The following is a 20,940-nucleotide window of genomic DNA, read 5'->3' as shown; positions in this document are numbered from 1 at the left end:
CCTATTTGTTTTATAGATTAGACTTATAATCTGGTAAAAAGTTACAAATTGTTGAAACTTTCATTTATAGCAATAGGTAAGACTTTGAAGTTATCTTCATCTTTTCCCCTGCTCCACACCGTACGTGAACCTTTCAGCTCATACGGCGTTCCATCTTATTCTTTTAGACTAAAGCAACTAAATTACATTTCTTACGAAATTGGTTTAATTTCTTCAATTGTTTACCATCCAATCGGAGAAGGCTCTTATATCGTTCAATCGTCTCTGTTTCTGTAGCGTGGATTAATTTGTGAACATTTCTATGCACTATTACGAGGTTCTTGAATTCATCAGTACCACCCATATGTCGAGGGATTCTGTGATGACAATGAACCTCTTCAGCCACTAAGAATTCTCCTGTTATCGCACATTTACCTGACTGCATAGAGTATCTTGAAATTCGATTATCTACATATTCAAGGTTATCGCTATAAGGAATTCTTTTTAGCAGTTTATTTATTTCAATAGCTACGTCACTTTTTAACTGTTTATGTAGCTGTAATCTTCCTTCCTTTGTATAGTTGCATAAGTCTTGACTAAAATTTCTACTGTTCACAGTTTTTATATCCGCTAAAGGGAAAAGGTGTATTCCCTCTATTTCAAATGTCTTGTAATTATTTTTGTTAAACCTTTTATATGTTTCTGAGGGTTTAATTGGTATTCCATATTTCCCAATAGATTTGAGTCGATTGTATAAGGTTCGAGAAAGCCGATAGGCTATTTCAGAGAAGTCAGTGTTCACATGCGTTGCTATCTTGTAGTAGTTTTTGATTCCAAGGACATATGCGTTATAATTCATAGCCATTTTAGCTGTTGGATTTTTTCGGATTTCATGAATTAACTTTCTGGCTTTTTGCAGAATTGTTTTCACTTTATCATCCATAACATGTGTATTGGCTACATATCGCTTTCCTTTTTTGATTACTTTGAGTGAGAATCCAAGAAATTCGGATGTTCTTCTCCGTAAGTTGGTGATCTTTGATTTTTCATTGGAAATGTCAAGATGTAAGTAATTCTTGAGATAACCTTTAACTGCATGATAGATTTTGGTAGCATTTTTATGGGATGTTGTGAATATCTTAAAGTCATCTGCATACCTCACGATATACATTTCCTTTAAGGTCGTAGTTCTTTTTATCATGTAAACTTTATTTTTTCTTTCTTTATAATTGGAATTAGTTTTCATATTTTCCCATTGATTGCTTATCCACCAATCTAAATCGTTCAATACAATATTGGATAAAAGAGGTGAGAGAATCCCTCCTTGCGGAGTTCCTTTGGTTGGGATTCCTATACCTTTTATAGGGGCTTTTAGCATTTTTGATACTACACTTAGCACCCTTCTGTCACAAATTCCTATATTGTACATTTGTTTTAGCAGTTTTGAGTGATTGACATTATCGAAGAAACCTTGAATATCGATATCTACTACGTGTTGATTTAGTGCAATATTGGCAAGGAATTGACATCTCCCCATTGCATGATGAGTTGACCTATTTGGTCTAAAACCATATGAATGGTTGTAAAACCTGGCTTCACAGATGGGTTCTAGTATTTGTTTAAACATTTGTTGGATAAGTCTATCTCTCATGGTCGGAATCCCTAGTGGTCTAGTTTTCCCATTTGGTTTTGGTATCTCTACCCTTCTGACCGTTTGAGGTTTATAGTTCTTTAATGTTGTTCTTATTTCATCAACAAAAGTTTCAACGTCTTCTATTTTATATTGCTCTATGGTGATACCATCTGTACCAGCAGTTTTTGAACCTGTGTTAGCCTTAATATTCCGATAAGCTAGTAGAATATTGTTTTTAGATATGATATGTTCGTATAAATTTAAACCTTTAGTTGCATTATTCTTGCTTCTTTCGTAAAGGTCGTCAAATATACTTTGCATATCATAATATTCTGCATGTCGTAAAGTTGTACTCACCGATGGTGTGTTGCCCCTTTCATATGAAAAGTCCCATCATCTTACTCGACCCTGTGAGTTTCATTTAGTTGATTTAGTTTTCAAAGGACAAGACTTGGGACTATCCCTCCACGTTCGTTAGATGTTTCATCGGTACTGTGTCCCTACTTTCACAAGGATAAAGAAACTTCGGCATCTGCCTTATATCCACCATCCCGATAATAGTCGTTTGAATGGATGTTCCTTGCTTACAACGTTCCAATTAACCTAGCTATACATATGTCCTTAGGTGCTTACTATAAGCCTGTCAAACTATATTCTCCTTGTCGAATATACCGAAGTTCATATACAGGAATCTTACTTTTCGGTGTTTAACTCTGAATAAATCAGACTATGTTTTTCAATCATAGTAATTGTCTAGACCCTTACCTTCGCAAGTTTGTCAGCCCTACCGGGCATTCTCACCATAGACACTTTGTAGCATCCCGACCTATCGAGAACCATATCCTTTCTTAGCGACTTAGGTACTTTTCAGCCGACTTCACCTAGCTTCATACATGTTATGTCTATTATCATTTCATGCATGTAGGAGTATCAGATAATTCGTTTCAGCTCAACATGACGGCTTTCATTCCGAATTTCGGTTAATCAGTTGTGGCTGTGATAACAGCCCTCCCATTTCATGAATAACATTTATAGGGAAACGTTTCGCACACTGTACATTTTCTTTCTATTGTTCAGTTACTACCCAGCCAGTTATGTAAATTTCTTATCTATAGCCCAACTTACACTCATCTTCGTTACTACACTTCTGTTGAATATCTATCTCAGTTTACTTACCATTTGAATCACTAATTTTTCTACATGATTGCTTCGCATTAATAAATTTTTTCTTTTCATTTTTTTAAAGTGAAGCATATGATACAATAATGGGCTTTTCCGGAAGGAGGGATGGAAAATAAATAACAGTAGAAGTAATTCAAGTCAACCCAAGGATTCTCTTGAGATTTATGCTGCCAAATTGGCCTATGTCGGCACAGCTATTTCTACATTAGGAGATGGCATTCAAACAATAGCTGCTGGTCTAGCATTAGATGCGTTAAGAAATTCCAATACCCAAAATTCTCAAAATGATACGGAACAATCCATGCAGAAAGATAATATGCAAAAACAGATTGATTATCTTATTTACGAATTAAAGCAAATAAAAAAAATTATCAAATAATGTACATACAATATTTCTAGAATTACTTGTATTATTTTCCGTTGCTAAAAAAATCTTTATTTTGTAAAAAAGGTTTTTGCTTGGAAAGCAGCTTAACTGACATACAAGACATAATTACAGATGCTCTAAATAGCATTAATGAAGCTTGATCAAGAATTAATTTAGGTGAGATGCAAAGTAATTATTTTTTAATGACTTACAATCAAAAATTGACAAACTACTAATTGAAATAAATAAAATTAGGTGTGTTGATTAACCATTTCTATACATTCGAAGAGCTGATTTCCGCTAAGGGCTACTCGCTTTCGCGCAGAGAAAGGCTTCCTACGGGCGAGCGTCGAGTAGCCCTACACTACAATCAGTTAAAATTGGAATATATTATCAAAATAACAACCAGAAAAACCCTTTTATCGCTCAATAATAAACCTATTTTTTCCCAATCAACACGCCTGAAAATTAAAATCTTTAGGAAAATCATTAATTCATCTTCCTATAACAATCTCATCTCTCCCGCTCGATAAATGGATCTGAACTCTATCCTTCTCATAGATTGTTAAAGTACCTTCTCTAACTACCTTTTCCCAACCATTTACCCTTATGATCAGACTATAACTAAATGGAATACCATTTAAATCAGAAGACTTTGACCACTCATATACAGAGATATGCTCATTTTCCTGTATTAGTTTGGCGCTTCTAGGAATAGGGAAATCACTATATTTTCCCGATAGCTCGTATTTAGAAGTAGCTACAAAATAATAGCTAATTCCTAAGAAAATAAATAAAACAACAGTGAGAATTATTTTTTGATATTTCATTTAAAACCTCCCCGTAAATGGTCGAATAAATAAAAGAGCAAAAACCAATTCGAAGCTGTAGCGTGTGACGACGCTGCGGCTTTTTATATCCCAACACTTATACCATTATCAAACAAAAGGAATTATTTGGGTTATTTGGGTTATTTGTGTTATAATTAAATAAATTTATACACTCAAAGGAGGTTTAACAAATGCGAGAAAATAAAAGATTCGCCTTAATTGCTTCATTGTTTGCATTAATTGGTTTACCTATTATTTTTCTAACAGTATCCTTGTACACAGGAGAATGGCGTTTTTTTATAGTTAGTATTGCACCTTCATTAACTGCTGGTTTAACAGGACTAATTCTTACAATGCAGAAAGTCAGTAAAGATAAACGAATGGCTTAAGGTTTTTTATACTGACCTAAGCGCTCGCGGCAAAGCCCTTAAAAAAGACATTATTGCTATAATTATACAAAGTTTCTTGCACGAAAAATATACTACATTTGTAATTTTCCTTCAAAAATTCACTTCCCCACTTTCCGCAAATAAAAGAAAGTAAAGCTCTACTTTCTTTTATTTTTTCCATATTTCTCGTTACCACGTTTAAAATTACCTGTAATCTTAGCTAACAATAACTGTACTGCTATTATATTATCTTCAACTTCTTCAATCCTTGCGATAAGACGCTCAGCCTCCTTATCTTTTACAATTTTAATTTGTTTACCTTCGTAATGTATTACAACTGTTCCTTTTTTCGTTATTTGATAAGCAAATGGTTCTTCGCTTAATCTGTTTCGTTTATCTATTTCGCTCACTGCACATCTCCCTAATTCTTTTAGTTTCCACATTATATTCAAAAAAATCTGTTGGTTCACTTGTTTTCTTTTAAATTCTTAAAAAGTATCTAGTGGCATAAACAGTGTTTTCTCTTTTAACTGCAAACCGTAAAAGGCTAACTACTACGGTAATTCTCACGCCTATTTGCCTTGCTTGTAAACACGAAATTTCATATTAAATTTGATGCTATTCGACGTAGAGTTCTAGCCTTTACCAAAGTAATGTGACCCATTCTCTATTTAAGATAGAAACCCTGCCCCGTTAGCTGCAAAAAAAAAGAGCTGAACACACAGTCTAACTGAAATGTTTCTCTTTGTTCAGCTGTGTACTTAATTGGTTACTCCTTAAGAAATTCAACGATCATTTTCATTTCACGCTCTTGCATCATATGCATGTGTCCGCACCCCTTTAACATATGAACTGTGTTATTTGGTATGATTCTTTTTGCTCTTGGTAATACTTTTCTCGCTGGAAATAAACAATCGTTTTCTCCTGCCATAATAAGTGTCGGTGCTTTACACTGTTGCATTAATTTCTCATTCACATTGGATGGCATCCCTACTTTTGTTTTTACATGATCAAAACTATCTTTCACCATATCCAAAGTATCTTTATCAAGAAATTCTTCTTTAATAGCCATAAATAAAGCGGTTTCTTTTATATATTTTTCTATCTTTGTTAGTTTATATTTGAGTAGTGGTATCATCATTTTAAGAGTACTGATTGGAAAGGCATTATTAATACCTGATGGCACAATTAATACGGATTTTTCTACTTTTTCCGGTGCGATACACATCAGTTTTGCCAAAACGCCGCCTCCAAACGAAACCCCAAAACAAGCTATTTTATCAAATCCAAGCCCTTTAATAACTTCACTTGCCCACTTTCCATAATCATAATTTCTAGGAGAAAGACTCACTTCTTCGCTTTTTCCAGGGTGGCCAATAATATCAACCGCATAAACGTGAAAATCCTTAAGCAGGAATCTATACATTAGTAAATTATAGGCAGTCGTACTATTACCGCCATGAAATACTAGCAATGGTTCACCCAATAGATTGCCAGTTTCAATGATATGTGTTCTTCCAAAACGTGTATGAACGTAAACATCCTTAAATAAATAATCCAATTTATTCAATTGAGCATCATAAAGCTTTAATGACATTTCTCTTCCCGATTGTGTTTTGTATATACTCATATCGGTCCTCTCCCTCCTAATTTGAAAGTATGGCAGCTTTAAAAGATTTGGGGAAAATAGGTTTATTATTGAGCGGTAAAAGGATTTTTCCGTTACCATTTTTCCTATATATTCCTATTTTAACTGATTTTCGAATGTATAAAAATGGTTAATCGACAAACCTGATTTTATTCCGTTATGTGGTTGATTTCCGTTGCGACTGACCGCTTTGTTATTTTTTGTGCGGCAGCGTCACGTTATTTTTTTGAAATTATAGCTTTTGGATAGTTCCAATCTCCTAAATAACATCTTTAACAGTTTCATATCTGCATTTTAATAAGGTATGGAATCTGTATTTTCTTCATAAGCCTTTATCGCTTGCTCAGCATATACATCTATTCTTTTAAAATCGTTTGTATGCTTATGAAAAATAACTGAATGATCTGTTAATATGATTGTTCTTCCCCCATAACAATCATATCCTTCAAACCAAATGCTGTAACCACAATCATTTATCCATCCACTTTTATTAAGTTGGTCATGGGAATCCCCCAAGTTCCTTCATTTTCAACCTAATCTCCATTGTTGTTAAATTAGATAAAGAAAGAAAAAGCATACATCCTCCTAATTCTTTCGATAGAGCCCTAGTAACTTTTTCAAACCAATTGTGATTATTATCTATTTCGAGGATTATCTTTTTCTTACAATCGAAATTAAACAACTTCCATGTATGCTACGTTTGCTTCTTAGGCAGTCATGCTAGAACAACTACTATAAATGATTATTTTAATTATTCTTAAATACACCTTCCTTTTCGTCCAAACAACTGTATTCGATATGAATAAAATAGGATATAGAATTGGAGGTGAATATAAAATGGCATCATTTGAAATTGGAGCGAGAAGTCTTTTCAATTTTCGAAACGAACGCTTTTTCCTATTTGTTGAAGATGAAGTTACAATTCCAGCTCAAGGTGTAGAGATTGATCCAGTTAATATCTATGAGATTGACCAACAAACTTTCAATTTTATTAGAGATGAAGGGGATACACCTGTGATTCGACCAGTTATTACTCTTCCACCTGTACCACCTGGATTTGAATTAGAACGAAAATGTATTTTTACAGTTGATAATGCATACTACGTAATTTATGATTTAGAAAATGGAACAGACAACAATGTTTTATTAAGAATCGGTGCAGCTTTATTTAACTCATTGAGAAATTCTGGTGTTCGTGAATGTATTCCTCAAGATTTTATTAATTAATACAATCTCCAACTGGCGTCGGGAACTTATTGAACAACTTAAAAACAAACGGAGTAGCATTTAAATTCGCTACTCCTTTGCTCTTTCTATTCTATCCCTTCCCCTTTTTTTGGAGAAGATTTAGAGATGGTAAAGAAATATTTTCAGGAAAAGCATGGGATTCAGCAATTTTTTTTTGACATAGACTACGATAAAGGTTATGTACAATTTTAATCATGTATTAGAAAATGACCAAGACGGCAATTATGCTATCTTGGTCATTTGTTTATATGTCTTGAAAATATTAAAATTACAATACTTTAGTTTAACACACTGACAGTAAAATCAAATTCTCCTGCTCCGCCATTATTTGAAATAATCGATATCTTATATTCACCCATTGGGATATCATGTAGATCCAAAAATGCTGTATAAGTTTTAGATTCACCAGGTTTTAACGTACCATTATTTCATATTTCCCCTTTAGGATTAAAAATTTTCCATGCGGAAGTATTAGACCCTCTATTTGCTATATTATATCTTACGTCATGATCATTTGAGGCAATATGGAATTCATTTTTAAATTCCCCATGTATTAATGGCTGATTATTGTAAATAGCTACTAATGTTTTTACATACTTCCAAGTATCACTACCGAAATCCTCTTCGTAATTTTGAACAACAGTACCATCTTCATTTTCTTGAATGCTTGTGTTAACGGTTTCTTGTTGTACTGCCACTTGTTTTTCTGCCATTGCAGGTGGAAGGCTAGATCCTACCAAAGCTAAAGTTAAAGTAGATGTTGTAACCCATTTTGTAAATTTCATAAGATATCACTCCAAAATCGCTCCTAATTATGTATAGTATACTTCGAATTACTAAATATACCAATTAAGACGAAAGAAAAATAATCAGGTACTCACCATTTAATGAGCGCCTGATCATTTGTTTTGCTTACTTAATAGTAATCTCTATAATCGTATTTAATGTAAATATATTTTGAAAAGATTAATTTATTTACAGTTCCGGTCGATATTAGGATAAGTATGGTAAATACTAAAAAATCAATTAACTAGAAAGGTGGAAATCTTTTATGATTACTACAAGAAATTCAACAGCAACTATGCAATATTTAATGTCACGTAGATCCTATAAACAATATGGGCTCCCTCAACAAAACAGTAACGAAATTAACCGCACTTCTAAGAGTCAAGAAAGAATAAACAATGTTAATAAAATTATCGAAGAAAGTAAAACATCTAAACTCTCTACTAAACAGATTGAAACACTTAAAAGTGCCGCTAAGGATGGTTTATTAGGATCTAGTACTACTAAATTAGGACCATGGGGGAAACACAACCTCCAAAAATTTTTATCAAACTCTAAGTACAATTCAACATTAAATGCTTATCGAAATTCAATATAAAATCATTAAAATCAAAACACCCTTTAACACTTTGGAGGTTTTTTTGAAATACAATTAAACTTACAAGGTATTACGTTTGGTGTTGTACAATAAAAAGCCCAGGCTCAAATTAATTGAGTACCTGGGCTTTTTGTTGAAGTTTAGGTTAAAGTAAAGATATGAAATCTTTCATTAATAAGATAACACAACAACCTGAACAAAATCTGAACAATTATTATGCAGCTACAATTTTTGTTTTCTGCGCTAATTTTGCTACCTCTATTTTTCAGCTCCTTCTTTGGCTGCTTCGGCACCAGTGAATGTACCTGTTTTAACTCGTCATAACTTACCTTCTGGCTCAATGTAAGAAACCCAGCCAAAATGATGTTTTAGAACATCCGTTACATTTTCTGCTGTTTGATGTGTACTAGATGTGCCATTTTGGGTGCAAACATAATTTGCATCCCTGAAACCTTGATTCTATAAGCATTTAAAAGACTATCTAAATATATTGTGCTCATAAAGGTAATCATAGGAAAGATCGACGAACAAATACTCATGTTCGTTAATAGCAATCGAAAACGTTCTTGTAATTTCCCCTGTCTCAATATCTCGATAAAGCTCTGAAATTTCCCCGCTTTGATCGTTGCGCATTTTAATGATTGTTTGTAGGAAATATGGACGCCAGCTCCAGTTTTTATTAATAGCTCTAGGCTGCAATTCCCACTGTCCATCTATACGCATAACGTTTGGAGATAGTTGGAAGCCATCTTCATTACAAATATATAATCGGAATGAATAACTATCCAACAGCTGTGCCAAATGCTCTAAATGTGAGATGTTGTCACTAGAAGGTTTAACACGATGGACAATCGCTTCTAGCTCCTCTCTCAATTTTTTCAGCTCAAAATATTGCGCTTCAAGCATTTTCTTTTCAGATGTAATAAATTGCTGGCACTCCTCTTTAAATCGCTCCTTTAAAATATCCTTTTCTACAAATGTCATTGCAGGATTTGCTAAGTATCGTCCTTGATAGAAGCGCCCTCCATTTTTCCAGGCAAACTGTAATTGATAAACGGTTTCGATTCCTTCAAATAAGAGGTTTGCACCAATTTTATAAGCGAGGCTCCCTATTGCTGATATCATATCAGACTGTGCAGACCAAGAATCATAATTTAAATCTCGAATATTCACCTTTAAAATTTGTGGGGATAATAGAGCAATATGTTCTAAATGACTCTCCGCTCCCACTTCCTGAACGGCAATTTTCACACCAAATGTCGTAAAGTAACGTAGTGCATGGTGTAGCTTATGAATGTCACCTAGAAAACGATGTTCAGAAACAACTAATACAATACGATGTAACTCTTCTTCACTTATATATTGTTGAATAATATTAAAGTGACTTTCTCCGAAATCCTGCATCAGTATGTTCGGATTACTTGGAATATAAATATCAACATCCGGTGCAATCTCTCCTATTTTTTCTAATGCAGCATGTAGAATTTTATGTTCCATGTCAATACGGTACTCTTCTGGAATATCTTCATTATTTACAAAATCTTTTAAATTAATTTGTTGACCCTCGATTTGTAACTGTCCGGAAATTTCGTAGGCAATCACCGTATGCGCATCCGCGCTAAATATAGGTTGAAAATACCCATGTATTTGATCTAAATTTGTTAACACTTCAATTGCGTCCATTGTCGAAACCTCCATATCATGAATAACTCCATAACAGTTATTCAAGAATAGCATTACTTTCACAGCTCATTACATGAAAAAAAGCTCTCTGACTGTATATTAATTTGTTTAAAGTAAATTCGCAACTTCACTTGGCAATATTTGATGGAAATATCTGTTCTGAAAAGTTAGCCGTCCATTCATTTTTCACAGTTTTTCAGTAACCCTAAAGTCTAATACCTGAAATCATCCACTAATGTCAAATCACATTTTGCCGAAAATATACCATTAAATGATAATGCCGTCATCTAAAACTGCTTTTATCATGTACTGCTGTGTAAAAACGAAAAAAATTTCTTTATCACCATAATTTATGCAACAAACCGAAGTGAAAGCCGTGATAATTAGAGCTATTCATCCAATTTACTTAAAATATTCAGTCATTCACCCACTAATATAGATGATATTATTTTTGTACTGGCGTTTCCCCTTCTACTCATAGTAAAAAAGCAGTATTCCAAAGTATGAATTATACCCTTCCGGAATACTGCTCATGACTATTCTGACATAAAGAAATACCAAATAATCGCAATTGTAATTAAGGATAAGATTACAGCAAATGTAACACGAAGCGGTGAAATCGGAGCATCTCCACCTACATGACCCGTTTGTCCGTTCACCATAAATCGGTAAATTTTCTCCTTATAACGGAATGAAGAAAGCCAGATTGGTAACATAAGATATTTGTATGTAATATCATCATGTGTTGTAGAGAAACATAAATTGGATACAACATCTGCATTCTGTTCCCAACGGATTTTTGAAGTAATTTGTGCATTCAGATGATCATGTATTTCTCTCTTTGCTTGACCCCACCCGTCCTGTAAACCAATACTGTAGCGTTCTGATAAAAACCCAGCTACATATTCTGGCTTATAGGCTTTATTATCGAGTAAATTAAAAGGTTCTATTTTTCGCATCATATTCCGATCATAACGGGTTGTTGCACTTATTAAATGATCGTCAATAAATTCCTGATAAAAACCACTTGTGGAATACCAATCTGTTTCAGTTCGAGTATTTCCTTCTTTATCTGTAACTGTACGATGTCTACCGTAACTTGCGGAATACCTTGAGCTTGTTTTCGTATCAAAAGTCCAATAAGGAAGATAAACCCCTTTAAACGAATCAGGCTTTGCACTATCTTTTGCAGCTTTCGGGGTGAACCATTTTCCTTTAATCCATCGTTGGAAGCTTTCACCTGCTTGCTTATCTGTTATTTCAAATGCACATACCCCGTTCGGTGCTAGTGTATTTTCAGCACTAGCCTCCATAACCTGATTAGAACCACAATATGGGCAACTATCGGCTACCTGTAATGCATCATAAATCGTTTTTGCCGCACAGGATTTACAAATGACTGTTTTTTTCTCAACACCCCAGTCAAAATTCCCACGTTCTTCAGCATTTGCGAAAATCATTTCCTGGGCAACTTTTTCCTCTTGCTTTTCTGGGGCTGCAATTTCTGACTCATAGCCACAATAAGGACATGTTAGCTTTCCTGTTGCTGGATTAAATTCAATAGATGCACTACATGATGGACACTCAGCGTCAAAATCAAGCTTTACTTGTTTAACATTTTCAGCATCTTGCGTTGTCATCACTAGTTATCTCCTTACTTAACATCATTTTCATCAAACACATCGCCACACTCTGGACAGAATTTTGGTGGGTTTGCAGGATCTTCTGGCTGCCAACCACATTTATCGCACACGTATTGTAATGCTCCTAAAGGTTTTTTAGCACCACATTCGCTACAGAATTTACCTTTGTTGATAGTACCACATGTACAAGTCCAGCCCTCTTCGGCAGGTTTTGCTGTACCACAATTCGAGCAGAATTTACCAGTGTTTTCATGGCCACAAGCACATTTCCATGCACCAGAAGTCGTCGCTTTTTGTTGTTTCTGGGCTACCTGTTTATTTTGCTCATTCATTTGGTAAAGCTGTCCTGCATTAACACCGCCTGCTTGAGCTGCCATGTTCATGCCCATAAATCCTGCCATTGCACCGCCATCATTATTTGCTGCCGCGATCATCGCTTCCGCCTGAGCACCCGTTAAATGAGCCGCAGCCATACCTGGATCACGCATTACGGCATTTCGTTGTAATTGTTTAATCATCGCCTCATCTTCTTCAGATGCTTTTAAAGAACTAATGCCAAATGATACAACCGCTAGACCACGAGTTGATAACCATTTTTCTGACAATACTTTATTGAGAGCATCCGCTAAAGCAACTGTATGTGCAGGAATTTCACTATAGCGTACTCCACTTGCTGAAATATGTGCGAAAGCTGGCTGTAACGCAGTCATTAACTCTGTTTTTAATTGGCTATCGATTGCGTCTCTTGTAAATTCACGCTCTACGTTTCCACAAACATTTGTATAAAATAATAATGGATCGACAATTTTATATGAATATTCGCCATGACAACGAATAGCAATATCAATATCTAGGCCTATGTTACGGTCTATAACTCGGAATGGAATCGGTGCTGGTGTTCCGTATTTATTGCCGACGATTTCTTTTTTATTAAAATAGTACACACGCTGATCCTTTGCAGGTTCTCCTCCAAATGTGAAGCGTTTACCAATTTGCTTGAATGTTTCCATAATACTTTCGGACAAATCATTGCCATACATAATCGAAGGCTCTGTTGATGTATCATAAACATACTCCCCAGACTCCGCAGAGAACTCCACTACTTTCCCTTGCTCGACAATCATCATACATTGACCTTCATTAATTGCAATAATAGAGCCATTACTAATAATATTGTCATTGCCTTTATTTGATCCTCGTTTAGAAGTACGTTTAACACCCTTTGCTACAAGAACATCTGATGAGAGTGACTCACAATAGAAATATTCACGCCATTGATCTTCTAGAACACCCGTTAATGCGCCAACTCCTGCTTTTAATAAACCCATAGTTATTCCCACCTTCAACTTATATACTTAACACTTATTTTATCATATCAATAATACCTCGACATCATTGCGTGAAGCTTTAGGTCCACACGACGTTGGTCACTCAGGCGTTTTCACAGGACGTGAAGTTCTTAGCCTGCGTTCTCTATTTCAGCGTGTGTTTGAACACTCGCTAAAAGAAGTTAGAAATAATCTAATCATTATGTAGTACGTACAATAAGGACAATTTGTTTCATTTTTTAGCCTTCTTTATAAAAAAAGAGATAGCTCCATAGGAACTACCTCAATCATAATTATAGTGGATCTTAGCGTTTCTTAAGAAAATGCAGAAATAGCAACAAGCACCCAGGCAATTATAAACAACAAACCGCCGATTGGTGTAATCGCTCCAAGCTTTTTCACACCTGTAACGGCTAATACATATAAACTGCCAGAGAAAAACACAATACCAGCAAACATTAAATAACCTGCCCAAGAAAGCATACTAGAAGCTCCTAAAAGAGCATCGCTAGATAAAATACCAAGTCCCAGTAAGCCTAATGAATGATACATATGATATTGCACCGCAGTTTCCCAAATGGCCGCATAATGTGGTGACGCAAATTTATCTTTTAGTGCATGTGCCCCAAAAGCACCTAGCACAACACCAAGACAAGCCATAATAGCCCCTAAAGCTAATAAAATTTCCATACTTCCGTCTCCTATTTCGTTTCACATGCGATTTCTTTGTATTTCGCATCCCAAGCCGGATCAATTTTACTTAGCGATACCGGACGTAACGTATCTTTATGGGCTAAAATATGTACTGACTGAGCAGTCGCAGCTATCGTTCCATCTTCATGTAAAATTTCATAGCCATATGTTGTACGTAAACGATCATGCTTTTCCACCCATGTACGCACAGTTGCTACTTGGCCATAATGCATAGCTGCCTTATAAGAAATGGATAAATCCATCACCGGCGATACATAACCATCTTTTTCTAACGCTGCATACTCAAAGCCTGCATCATTTACTAGCTGTGAGCGTCCAATCTCCATCCAAATGATGTAGTTTGCATGGTACACCACGCCCATTTGGTCGGTCTCAGCATATCGAATTTCTATTTGTTTCTCACTTACAAACATTTTCTTCACCTCGTCATTCATTATAGCGTAAAAATATTGATTTGGCGGGTTTTTGCTCTATTGATTTTTGTAAGGTGAAAAATAATGGTTCGATTAAGTGTGATGATTATTAGAAAAACAAATTTCATATATGTTTATCTCTATTCCATATAAACTCGTATAAAATCTTTTATTTGCTGTACTTTTGTAGAATCCATTTTGAGGATTATCTTCTTCTTACAATCGATATTTAACAACTCCCATGTATTCAACGTTTGCTTCTTTAGCTGCCATGATAGAACAACTACTATAAATGGTTATTTTAATTATTCTTCATTACACCTTCCTTTTCGTCCAAACAACTGTTTTCGATATGAATAAAATATGATATAGAATAGGAGGTGAATATAAAATGGCATCATTTGAAATTGGAGCGAGAAGTCTTTTCAATTTTCGAAACGAACGCTTTTTCCTATTAGTTGAAGATGAAGTTACAATTCCAGCTCAAGGTGTAGAGATTGATCCAGTTAATATCTATGAGATTGACCAACAAACTTTCAATTTTATTAGAAATGAAGGAGATACACCTGTGATTCGACCAGTTATTACTCTTCCACCTGTACCACCTGGATTTAAATTAGAACGAAAATGTATTTTTACAGTTGATAATGCATACTACGTAATTTATGATTTAGAAAATGGAACAGATAACAATGTTTTATTAAGAATCGGCGCAGCTTTATTTAACTCAATGAGAAATTCTGGTGTTCGTGAATGTATTCCTCAAGATTTTATTAATTAAATGAGAATTGTGATACATTACTCAATACTGGTTTTATAGTACAAAAAACAAGCGATCATACTCTGTAAAATTAAAGACAAGTGAATGTTATAAATCTGTAATATCAAGAGGTTGTCTTTAATGTCACACATTATATTAAATAATTAGTATACCACTTTTATATAGCGATGTACTTTTTGGGAATAAATGGGTTACAGTTTATTTTGAATTATTTAAATAGTAAAAAGAGACAGCTATTGCTGTCTCTTCCTCCTTTTCCATCATCTGATTCAAAATATTGTATCTACCCCTGAAGATAGTAGTACTAGAGAGCTTCATGTGTTTACCAATCGCTCGCATACTATCACCATTAAGTAGCCTATGAAGTATCTCCCTCTCACGATCTCCATGTACTAACGATATTCGCTTTTGCACCTCAGCAACCTTATATTCGTATTCACTGATGCGATGATTCATTGAATATACACGTCTTTGAACTTCATAAATACTGGATCGCTCGTACCACCACTTGCCTTTGGTAATGCTGCCTCAATACCATACATAGCAGTTTTCTGAGCTGTAGCGTGTGACGACGCTGCGGCTTTTTTTATATTACAATTTACATACTGGATTCTTCATTTTCTGACGTAACGTTATGCGTATCGTGTGACGTATCGTAATACGACTCGTAGACGATACTTACAGAATCATTTGGAATTCCTTCTCCACCCCATTGAATAAGTGAAGTGTCTTTCACTTCTTTTAATTCTGATCTCACGCAATCTAGGATTGGTTTACCTCCACGATTGAGGTTGTATTTGCCTCAGTTTTTAATAGCTATTTCACGAGTTTCCTCATTGTATTTAATAATCTTGTGGTGGTCCCTAAAGCGTTGATGCAAAGCACCAGCACTTTCCATTGAGTAACCCATATCAAAAGCAATTTGCTTTTTAGTAATTTGATAGATTCCAATTTGAGTTGTACTTTCATTTGTCAGCAAATACAGGAAGAAGTACTACGTTTTAAGAACAATGTCATGTGAGCGTGAGTTAAAGGTTTATATAGTTTAAATGTACCATCAGAATATCCATTTGCGATACCAGCTTTTACAATACTTTGAATTGTAGCTAGTTCAACGTGATTTCAAATTTGGAGTTCGGCGCGCCAGCAAATACAACCGTTCCGTTCTTCGGTAGTTTTACTTTGTTATTGCCGCTCACAACAGTAAAATTGACGCATACACCCTCCTCATCATACACTGCGAACGCACTCTTCTCTGGCAACGCCACGGTCATCGTTTTCCCTGCTGCCTCTTGCGGGATCGTAAACCATTTCGCATGCCCATTTGCTTGAAGCGTAACTTTGGATGATTGGCTTACATCCAGCGGTTTTACGTTGGATTCACTTACGTATAAATATCCGGACATCTCCATATATTCATCGCCGCCTTCTGTATAGAAACGGGCTTCCGACGTATCACGGCCACCCATCACAGGTATTTGGAGCTGATGCATCGCCGTGTTAGGGCCTGTAATTTTTCTGCTTTCCCAATAGCCCTCCATGCCTTCCTTACTATTAATTTGTTTGGTAGGCATCATTAAATATTGCATAGAACTAAATTTCTCGCTCACAAGATAGAAATTGACGCCTTCCCGCTTCGCCCATGCGGCAGCGGTTTCCTTCGATAGCGCGTTGTCTTCTAGTTTCTCGCCTAAATAGTAAGTCATCGCTTCTTGCCCTAAACCTGGCAGCGATATAAATGTGCTCTCCCTCAAATATGTTCGTCTATTCTTCTCAGTGACGAAGTTGAGCTTGGAGGTACCTTTCTCATTAATAAAGCTTCCATCCGCAGTATATACATATTTTTCTTCTGGATTAGATGGTAAAATCAGTTCACCATTCTTCGTAATTTCTATTTTGAATTGACTGAAACTATTGCCGTAAAAACCCGCTTTCTTTGCTACTTCATGAGGCATCTTGGCCTTGACCGGCTTACCAAAGGATTTGTTCGGCTTGATATCCTTAATTACGCCCTTCTCTTTAAGCGCAGCGAGCAGTATTTCAGTCGCCATCATTTGATTTGTAGTGCTGCTACCGCCGGATGACAACACAGCCACTGCCATCTTCTGCTCAGGAAGTACGACCAGTGATGCATGTTGCAGTGCCGTGTCTCCGCCTTTAGCCAAGCCCTTTATCCCATATTCACTGAATGGATATAGTTTCACACTATCCCAGCCAAGACCATAGTTGATAATATTATCTCCATCCCCAGGCCACATTCCTTTTTTATATTCCTCTTGCTCCATCGCCTTGACTGCCTTATCAGAGAGGATTCCTTTTCCCTGTCCCATGAATATTTGTGAGAATCGCACCATATCTTCTGCTGTGGAAGAGATTCCTCCCGTACCAATCACATTCACCGATTCAGCAGGAAGCTGCCCTTGGTACGTTGGAAAATAAAGTCCAGCCCGCTTATCGTCTTCCCATTTGTCCTGCGGCGTTTTCGTATGATTTAGCTTTAAGGGTTTTGTAAACCGTTGATGTATAAATTCGGTAAAGCTCATACCGCTGACTCTTTCCACCATAATCTCGGCTAGCGTAAAGCCATCGTTGCAGTATACCGAGAACGCGCCAGGATCCGCCTTCAATTGCTGGTTGGACAATTGCTGCAACAAGTTATCATGCGCATAGGTATCATTATCTTTAAATAAAAATGAACTACTAAGCGTACTACCTTGCAAGCCGGAGGAGTGGTTCAACAGCATACGTGGCGTAATGCTTTTGTAACGCTCGTCTTTCATCTTGAAATCAGGAACATAGTGGACGACAGGAACATCCAAATCGACTTTTCCTTCGTCGACCAATTTCATTACAGCCGCCGTTGCATACATTTTACTGACTGAACCAATCCCGTATAGGGTATCTTTGGTCAGCGGCTGTTTCCCATTCATATCGTTCTTGCCTGTCTGCCCCGACAAAATAAGTTTGCCATTATCAATTAACGCATACTGCACGCTAGTCGTCTCATAGGACTTCGTGAGTAGAGTAGCCTTCTCTGCCGCAATCTTTTTCAGTTCTTGACTAGCTAATTCTTGGCTAGCCACAACCGTAGTCTGATTGCTAGAAAACGCCATCGCCCCTGTTGGTAGGCTCATCGTTAACGCTAATGTTGCGGCTAACACCGCAGATAGTTTATTTTTCATAAAAGAATTGCCCCCTTGATTTCTAGATATACACTTCCTAAAACAATAATTAATGCCCCCACAAAAAAATTTTTTTGTTCACTTTAACATCCAGATTACCCCCTTAGGAAAGAAATATTTTCCATAAATAGAATATCAAAGTTTTATTAGCTCGTAAATACAATGATAGACTGATACCATACCGGGCTTAAGACTTATGGTTGATTATGACTAAGTAAATTAAAAAGACCAGATGCTCAATTTAGCACCTGGTCTTTTGTTTTGATGACTGATAAGTAATTTTTTCCACTTGTCTTTTAAAGGAGTTATATTTGAGTCTTTTGGAAATACAAACCTTTACCTACTGGTTGAACAGTTTCTAGTACAATGTCAACCATTGTTTCATTAACAAGAGTTCCTATTATCCAAGCTGATAAATCTTGTGCAGCAAAACAACCAGCAGCAGTAGAGATATTGCCTTCATTTACAAAACTTTGTTCAATGACATCTACATCAAATTGTTTTAGTTGATCTACTACAGATGGATATGTAGTTGCTTTTTTGCCTGTTAACAAATTTTTAGCTCCCAGTAGTAGAGCACCTGAACACATAGAGCCTATTAATTGTCTTTGGGGATCTAAAATAATTTTATCTAAATATTCTTGATTTTTATATAAGTCTTGTACACCCTTACCACTGGCAAAAATAACAGCGTCAGCAGAAGGGATCTCGGATATGTCTCCTGTCATTGGTATTCTCAAACCTGACATAGATATATGAGTTGTTTCTGTTCCTAATAGTTGGACATCCCATTCAGACATACCACCAACTAGACGTACACGATTTAATATATCCCATGGTAAAAAAACATCTATATCAGTGAAGTTATCGAAACAGACAATTGCAATTTTCATTCCCTATTCCTCCGTTATTTTAATATTAAAACATTTCTATTATATCAATAAAAAGGATAATCAAGGAAATTTAAAGTATTATGACTAACCGTTTCTATTACAACGTCTTTGATGAATCTTAATATATGCTCCTACCAAACGATCAATCGTTATGTTACCATCCTTTAAGTCATTCAATGTATTAAAGTGAATTATATTTTTTTACAACTAAAGGAATAGATATAACATATAAATCTATAGCATACGTAATAATCGTTATCCCTTTACCTTCTTCAGTAAATTTTGCTTGAAAAAACTTTTCCGAAACTTTTCTTTTTCCCCATTTTTTAGGTAACCATTCAAATCCTGAGTACATAAAAAATAATCTACCTTCTTTTCACTAAAATTGCAGCATAATTTAAAAGGACCATTAGTTCAAATTCGATTTCCAACTACTACACTGACTTGTGTATTTAAAACTAAGAAATTTCCCACAATCTTTTTACTTCCACCAATTCTTGCCCTTCGAATTCCATTCTGTATATATCTGGTTTCGTTGTTTGAAGTAAAAAGTTTAAATCGTATTTACTGTCATAATACCTCATCATTAAAGTCATAACAGCCCCATGCGTACCAATCACTACTTTCTGTCCTTGATATATGTTTACTATATCTTTTAAGACTTTTATAGCACGTTTCTGGCAGTCAGCATTAGACTCTCCTCCCTGTAAAGCAAAGTTTGAATCAGAAAATGACTTTTCTAATAAAGGAAATAAGTCCTTGTCAGACATTCGCGTGTCTTCAGCATTAAAAATTCACTCTTTAAGGTCCTCAAATACAATTACTTCTTTTTCAATTTGTTCTGCTACTTTCTGTACAGTTAGGATTGAACGACGATACGGGCTTGAAATAACAACATCAATGCCTTCTTTTTTTAATATATCAGTTATTCGTTGAGCGTCTAATCTGCCTTTTTCAGTTAAATCTCTTGTTCTTTCATCCCCATATTTTGGAGAATCACCGTGTCGAACCAAATATATATATGTTCTCATAAAGCCTCCTATAGTTTTGGCTCATCACCATAACGTGTGGTTGATTTCCATTCCGACTTGGCGCTTTGTTGCTGACGCTTCGCTTTCGCACAGATAAAACATTTGTTGCTGCCGCTTTGCTTTCGCTACAGAAAACATTTGTTGCTGCCGCTTTGCTTTCGCTACAGAAAACATTTGTTGTTGCCGCTTCGCTTTCGCTACAGAAAACATTTGTTGCTGCCGCTTCGCTTTCGCACAGATAAAACAATTGCTGCCGCTACGCTTTCGCACAGAGCAAAGCTTCCTGGGGGCATCCGATGAGCCGCTTCGTTTCACTGCAGGGTCTCATCTGTGATGCTTATCCCCACGGAGTCGCCCTGTCTCCATTCCAACCAACTAATATCCAAAATCAGGTGTGTTGGTTAACCATTTTTATCCACATTGATTAAATTAGAAGGATCTGATTTCCGCTACGGGCTACTCGCTTTGTTGCTGTCGCTTCGCTTTCGCACAGATAAAACATTTGTCGCTGTCGCACAGAGCAAGGCTTTCTGCGAGCGAGCATCGAGTAGCCCTATGCTACAAGCTCTTCATCATAACATGTGGTTGATTTCTTTGATAGAAAGAGCTTGT

Annotated in this window: 21 protein-coding genes and 2 pseudogenes; 5 read left to right on the top strand and 18 right to left on the bottom strand. The window is 35.9% G+C overall.

The genetic code is table 11. The annotated features are described in order from the left end of the window. Positions 1-163 precede the first annotated feature (163 nt). A complete protein-coding gene (ltrA, locus tag QRN68_RS15385; protein ID WP_285397774.1) occupies positions 164-1,969 on the bottom strand; it encodes a group II intron reverse transcriptase/maturase in 1,806 nt (601 codons plus the stop codon). Positions 1,970-2,969: 1,000 nt separating this feature from the next. Between ltrA and QRN68_RS15380 the strand changes: the two genes are divergently transcribed. After that, positions 2,970-3,173: a translation initiation factor 2 gene (locus tag QRN68_RS15380; protein WP_285397773.1), complete on the top strand. Its 204-nt coding sequence runs from the start codon at positions 2,970-2,972 to the stop codon at positions 3,171-3,173. Positions 3,174-3,655: 482 nt separating this feature from the next. Here QRN68_RS15380 and QRN68_RS15375 read toward each other — a convergent pair whose 3' ends face one another. Further along, positions 3,656-3,991, bottom strand: a complete 336-nt coding sequence (locus QRN68_RS15375; RefSeq protein WP_285397772.1) for a hypothetical protein — start codon at positions 3,989-3,991, stop codon at positions 3,656-3,658. Between the two features lie 191 nt (positions 3,992-4,182). Here QRN68_RS15375 and QRN68_RS15370 point away from each other — a divergent pair, with 191 nt between their 5' ends. Continuing rightward, positions 4,183-4,380: a hypothetical protein gene (locus QRN68_RS15370; protein WP_285397771.1), complete on the top strand. Its 198-nt coding sequence runs from the start codon at positions 4,183-4,185 to the stop codon at positions 4,378-4,380. A 158-nt stretch (positions 4,381-4,538) separates the two neighbouring features. Here QRN68_RS15370 and QRN68_RS15365 read toward each other — a convergent pair whose 3' ends face one another. The 3 genes from QRN68_RS15365 to QRN68_RS15355 all read right to left on the bottom strand — a co-directional run bounded on the left by QRN68_RS15365 (position 4,539) and on the right by QRN68_RS15355 (position 6,544). Further along, positions 4,539-4,823: a hypothetical protein gene (locus tag QRN68_RS15365; RefSeq protein ID WP_481817457.1), complete on the bottom strand. Its 285-nt coding sequence runs from the start codon at positions 4,821-4,823 to the stop codon at positions 4,539-4,541. A 326-nt stretch (positions 4,824-5,149) separates the two neighbouring features. Continuing rightward, positions 5,150-6,010 carry an alpha/beta fold hydrolase gene (locus QRN68_RS15360; RefSeq protein ID WP_285397770.1) on the bottom strand — a complete coding sequence of 287 codons (861 nt, stop codon included), beginning with the start codon at positions 6,008-6,010 and terminating at the stop codon, positions 5,150-5,152. Positions 6,011-6,322: 312 nt separating this feature from the next. After that, positions 6,323-6,544, bottom strand: coding sequence for a hypothetical protein (locus tag QRN68_RS15355; RefSeq protein ID WP_285397769.1), 222 nt, complete (start codon positions 6,542-6,544; stop codon positions 6,323-6,325). 321 nt (positions 6,545-6,865) lie between these two features. On the opposite strand from QRN68_RS15355, the gene QRN68_RS15350 reads away from it, so the two are divergent. After that, a complete protein-coding gene (locus QRN68_RS15350; RefSeq protein WP_285397768.1) occupies positions 6,866-7,255 on the top strand; it encodes a spore coat protein in 390 nt (129 codons plus the stop codon). 449 nt (positions 7,256-7,704) lie between these two features. Here the strand turns inward: QRN68_RS15350 and QRN68_RS15345 are convergent, their stop codons facing one another. Continuing rightward, positions 7,705-8,061: a hypothetical protein gene (locus tag QRN68_RS15345; protein WP_285397767.1), complete on the bottom strand. Its 357-nt coding sequence runs from the start codon at positions 8,059-8,061 to the stop codon at positions 7,705-7,707. Between the two features lie 266 nt (positions 8,062-8,327). On the opposite strand from QRN68_RS15345, the gene QRN68_RS15340 reads away from it, so the two are divergent. Continuing rightward, positions 8,328-8,660 carry a hypothetical protein gene (locus tag QRN68_RS15340; RefSeq protein WP_285397766.1) on the top strand — a complete coding sequence of 111 codons (333 nt, stop codon included), beginning with the start codon at positions 8,328-8,330 and terminating at the stop codon, positions 8,658-8,660. 477 nt (positions 8,661-9,137) lie between these two features. On the opposite strand, the gene QRN68_RS15335 is transcribed toward QRN68_RS15340, so the two are convergent. The 5 genes from QRN68_RS15335 to QRN68_RS15315 all read right to left on the bottom strand — a co-directional run bounded on the left by QRN68_RS15335 (position 9,138) and on the right by QRN68_RS15315 (position 14,441). Continuing rightward, the gene (locus tag QRN68_RS15335; protein WP_285397765.1) at positions 9,138-10,343 is read right to left on the bottom strand and encodes an EAL domain-containing protein; all 1,206 of its coding nucleotides are present in this window, start codon (positions 10,341-10,343) and stop codon (positions 9,138-9,140) included. A gap of 536 nt (positions 10,344-10,879) precedes the next feature. Beyond that, positions 10,880-11,983 carry a TFIIB-type zinc ribbon-containing protein gene (locus tag QRN68_RS15330; protein WP_285397764.1) on the bottom strand — a complete coding sequence of 368 codons (1,104 nt, stop codon included), beginning with the start codon at positions 11,981-11,983 and terminating at the stop codon, positions 10,880-10,882. Between the two features lie 14 nt (positions 11,984-11,997). Next, positions 11,998-13,314 (bottom strand): SPFH domain-containing protein, encoded by a 1,317-nt coding sequence (locus QRN68_RS15325; RefSeq protein ID WP_285397763.1) that lies wholly within the window; start codon positions 13,312-13,314, stop codon positions 11,998-12,000. A 315-nt stretch (positions 13,315-13,629) separates the two neighbouring features. Continuing rightward, positions 13,630-14,004 (bottom strand): DUF423 domain-containing protein, encoded by a 375-nt coding sequence (locus tag QRN68_RS15320; protein WP_285397762.1) that lies wholly within the window; start codon positions 14,002-14,004, stop codon positions 13,630-13,632. A gap of 11 nt (positions 14,005-14,015) precedes the next feature. Next, positions 14,016-14,441: an acyl-CoA thioesterase gene (locus tag QRN68_RS15315; protein WP_068984419.1), complete on the bottom strand. Its 426-nt coding sequence runs from the start codon at positions 14,439-14,441 to the stop codon at positions 14,016-14,018. A 391-nt stretch (positions 14,442-14,832) separates the two neighbouring features. On the opposite strand from QRN68_RS15315, the gene QRN68_RS15310 reads away from it, so the two are divergent. Continuing rightward, positions 14,833-15,222 carry a spore coat protein gene (locus QRN68_RS15310; RefSeq protein ID WP_285397761.1) on the top strand — a complete coding sequence of 130 codons (390 nt, stop codon included), beginning with the start codon at positions 14,833-14,835 and terminating at the stop codon, positions 15,220-15,222. A gap of 198 nt (positions 15,223-15,420) precedes the next feature. On the opposite strand, the gene QRN68_RS15305 is transcribed toward QRN68_RS15310, so the two are convergent. From QRN68_RS15305 to QRN68_RS15275, 7 genes and pseudogenes are all read right to left on the bottom strand, one after another. Next, positions 15,421-15,561, bottom strand: coding sequence for a hypothetical protein (locus QRN68_RS15305; RefSeq protein WP_285397811.1), 141 nt, complete (start codon positions 15,559-15,561; stop codon positions 15,421-15,423). 378 nt (positions 15,562-15,939) lie between these two features. Beyond that, a pseudogene (locus QRN68_RS15300) lies at positions 15,940-16,213 on the bottom strand (replication protein); the annotation flags it as partial. A gap of 115 nt (positions 16,214-16,328) precedes the next feature. Beyond that, the gene (locus QRN68_RS15295) at positions 16,329-18,404 is read right to left on the bottom strand and encodes a serine hydrolase domain-containing protein (protein ID WP_285397760.1); all 2,076 of its coding nucleotides are present in this window, start codon (positions 18,402-18,404) and stop codon (positions 16,329-16,331) included. Between the two features lie 305 nt (positions 18,405-18,709). Beyond that, positions 18,710-19,297: a DJ-1/PfpI family protein gene (locus QRN68_RS15290; RefSeq protein WP_285397759.1), complete on the bottom strand. Its 588-nt coding sequence runs from the start codon at positions 19,295-19,297 to the stop codon at positions 18,710-18,712. Between the two features lie 181 nt (positions 19,298-19,478). Continuing rightward, complete coding sequence (locus QRN68_RS15285; protein ID WP_285397758.1) at positions 19,479-19,652, bottom strand: hypothetical protein; 174 nt, start codon at positions 19,650-19,652, stop codon at positions 19,479-19,481. A 103-nt stretch (positions 19,653-19,755) separates the two neighbouring features. Next, positions 19,756-20,328 (bottom strand): annotated as a pseudogene (locus QRN68_RS15280) (histidine phosphatase family protein). A gap of 24 nt (positions 20,329-20,352) precedes the next feature. Further along, a complete protein-coding gene (locus tag QRN68_RS15275; protein ID WP_285397757.1) occupies positions 20,353-20,598 on the bottom strand; it encodes a hypothetical protein in 246 nt (81 codons plus the stop codon). Positions 20,599-20,940: the final 342 nt, after the last annotated feature.

This window comes from Lysinibacillus sp. fls2-241-R2A-57, from assembly GCF_030209535.1.
Taxonomy (GTDB): Bacteria; Bacillota; Bacilli; order Bacillales_A; family Planococcaceae; genus Lysinibacillus.
Note: the sequence above shows the minus strand (reverse complement) of the source record. Positions and strands in the feature narration are given on the sequence as shown.

Bases quoted from the DNA above. Each gene is read 5' to 3' on its own strand.
- QRN68_RS15375 (WP_285397772.1), bottom strand. From the start codon at position 3,991: ATGAAATATCAAAAAATAATTCTCACTGTTGTTTTATTTATTTTCTTA.
- QRN68_RS15370 (WP_285397771.1), top strand. From the start codon at position 4,183: ATGCGAGAAAATAAAAGATTCGCCTTAATTGCTTCATTGTTTGCATTA.
- QRN68_RS15365 (WP_481817457.1), bottom strand. From the start codon at position 4,823: ATGTGGAAACTAAAAGAATTAGGGAGATGTGCAGTGAGCGAAATAGAT.
- QRN68_RS15360 (WP_285397770.1), bottom strand. From the start codon at position 6,010: ATGAGTATATACAAAACACAATCGGGAAGAGAAATGTCATTAAAGCTT.
- QRN68_RS15350 (WP_285397768.1), top strand. From the start codon at position 6,866: ATGGCATCATTTGAAATTGGAGCGAGAAGTCTTTTCAATTTTCGAAAC.
- QRN68_RS15345 (WP_285397767.1), bottom strand. From the start codon at position 8,061: ATGAAATTTACAAAATGGGTTACAACATCTACTTTAACTTTAGCTTTG.
- QRN68_RS15340 (WP_285397766.1), top strand. From the start codon at position 8,328: ATGATTACTACAAGAAATTCAACAGCAACTATGCAATATTTAATGTCA.
- QRN68_RS15335 (WP_285397765.1), bottom strand. From the start codon at position 10,343: ATGGACGCAATTGAAGTGTTAACAAATTTAGATCAAATACATGGGTAT.
- QRN68_RS15330 (WP_285397764.1), bottom strand. From the start codon at position 11,983: ATGACAACGCAAGATGCTGAAAATGTTAAACAAGTAAAGCTTGATTTT.
- QRN68_RS15325 (WP_285397763.1), bottom strand. From the start codon at position 13,314: ATGGGTTTATTAAAAGCAGGAGTTGGCGCATTAACGGGTGTTCTAGAA.
- QRN68_RS15320 (WP_285397762.1), bottom strand. From the start codon at position 14,004: ATGGAAATTTTATTAGCTTTAGGGGCTATTATGGCTTGTCTTGGTGTT.
- QRN68_RS15315 (WP_068984419.1), bottom strand. From the start codon at position 14,441: ATGTTTGTAAGTGAGAAACAAATAGAAATTCGATATGCTGAGACCGAC.
- QRN68_RS15310 (WP_285397761.1), top strand. From the start codon at position 14,833: ATGGCATCATTTGAAATTGGAGCGAGAAGTCTTTTCAATTTTCGAAAC.
- QRN68_RS15305 (WP_285397811.1), bottom strand. From the start codon at position 15,561: ATGCGAGCGATTGGTAAACACATGAAGCTCTCTAGTACTACTATCTTC.
- QRN68_RS15295 (WP_285397760.1), bottom strand. From the start codon at position 18,404: ATGAAAAATAAACTATCTGCGGTGTTAGCCGCAACATTAGCGTTAACG.
- QRN68_RS15290 (WP_285397759.1), bottom strand. From the start codon at position 19,297: ATGAAAATTGCAATTGTCTGTTTCGATAACTTCACTGATATAGATGTT.
- QRN68_RS15285 (WP_285397758.1), bottom strand. From the start codon at position 19,652: ATGTACTCAGGATTTGAATGGTTACCTAAAAAATGGGGAAAAAGAAAA.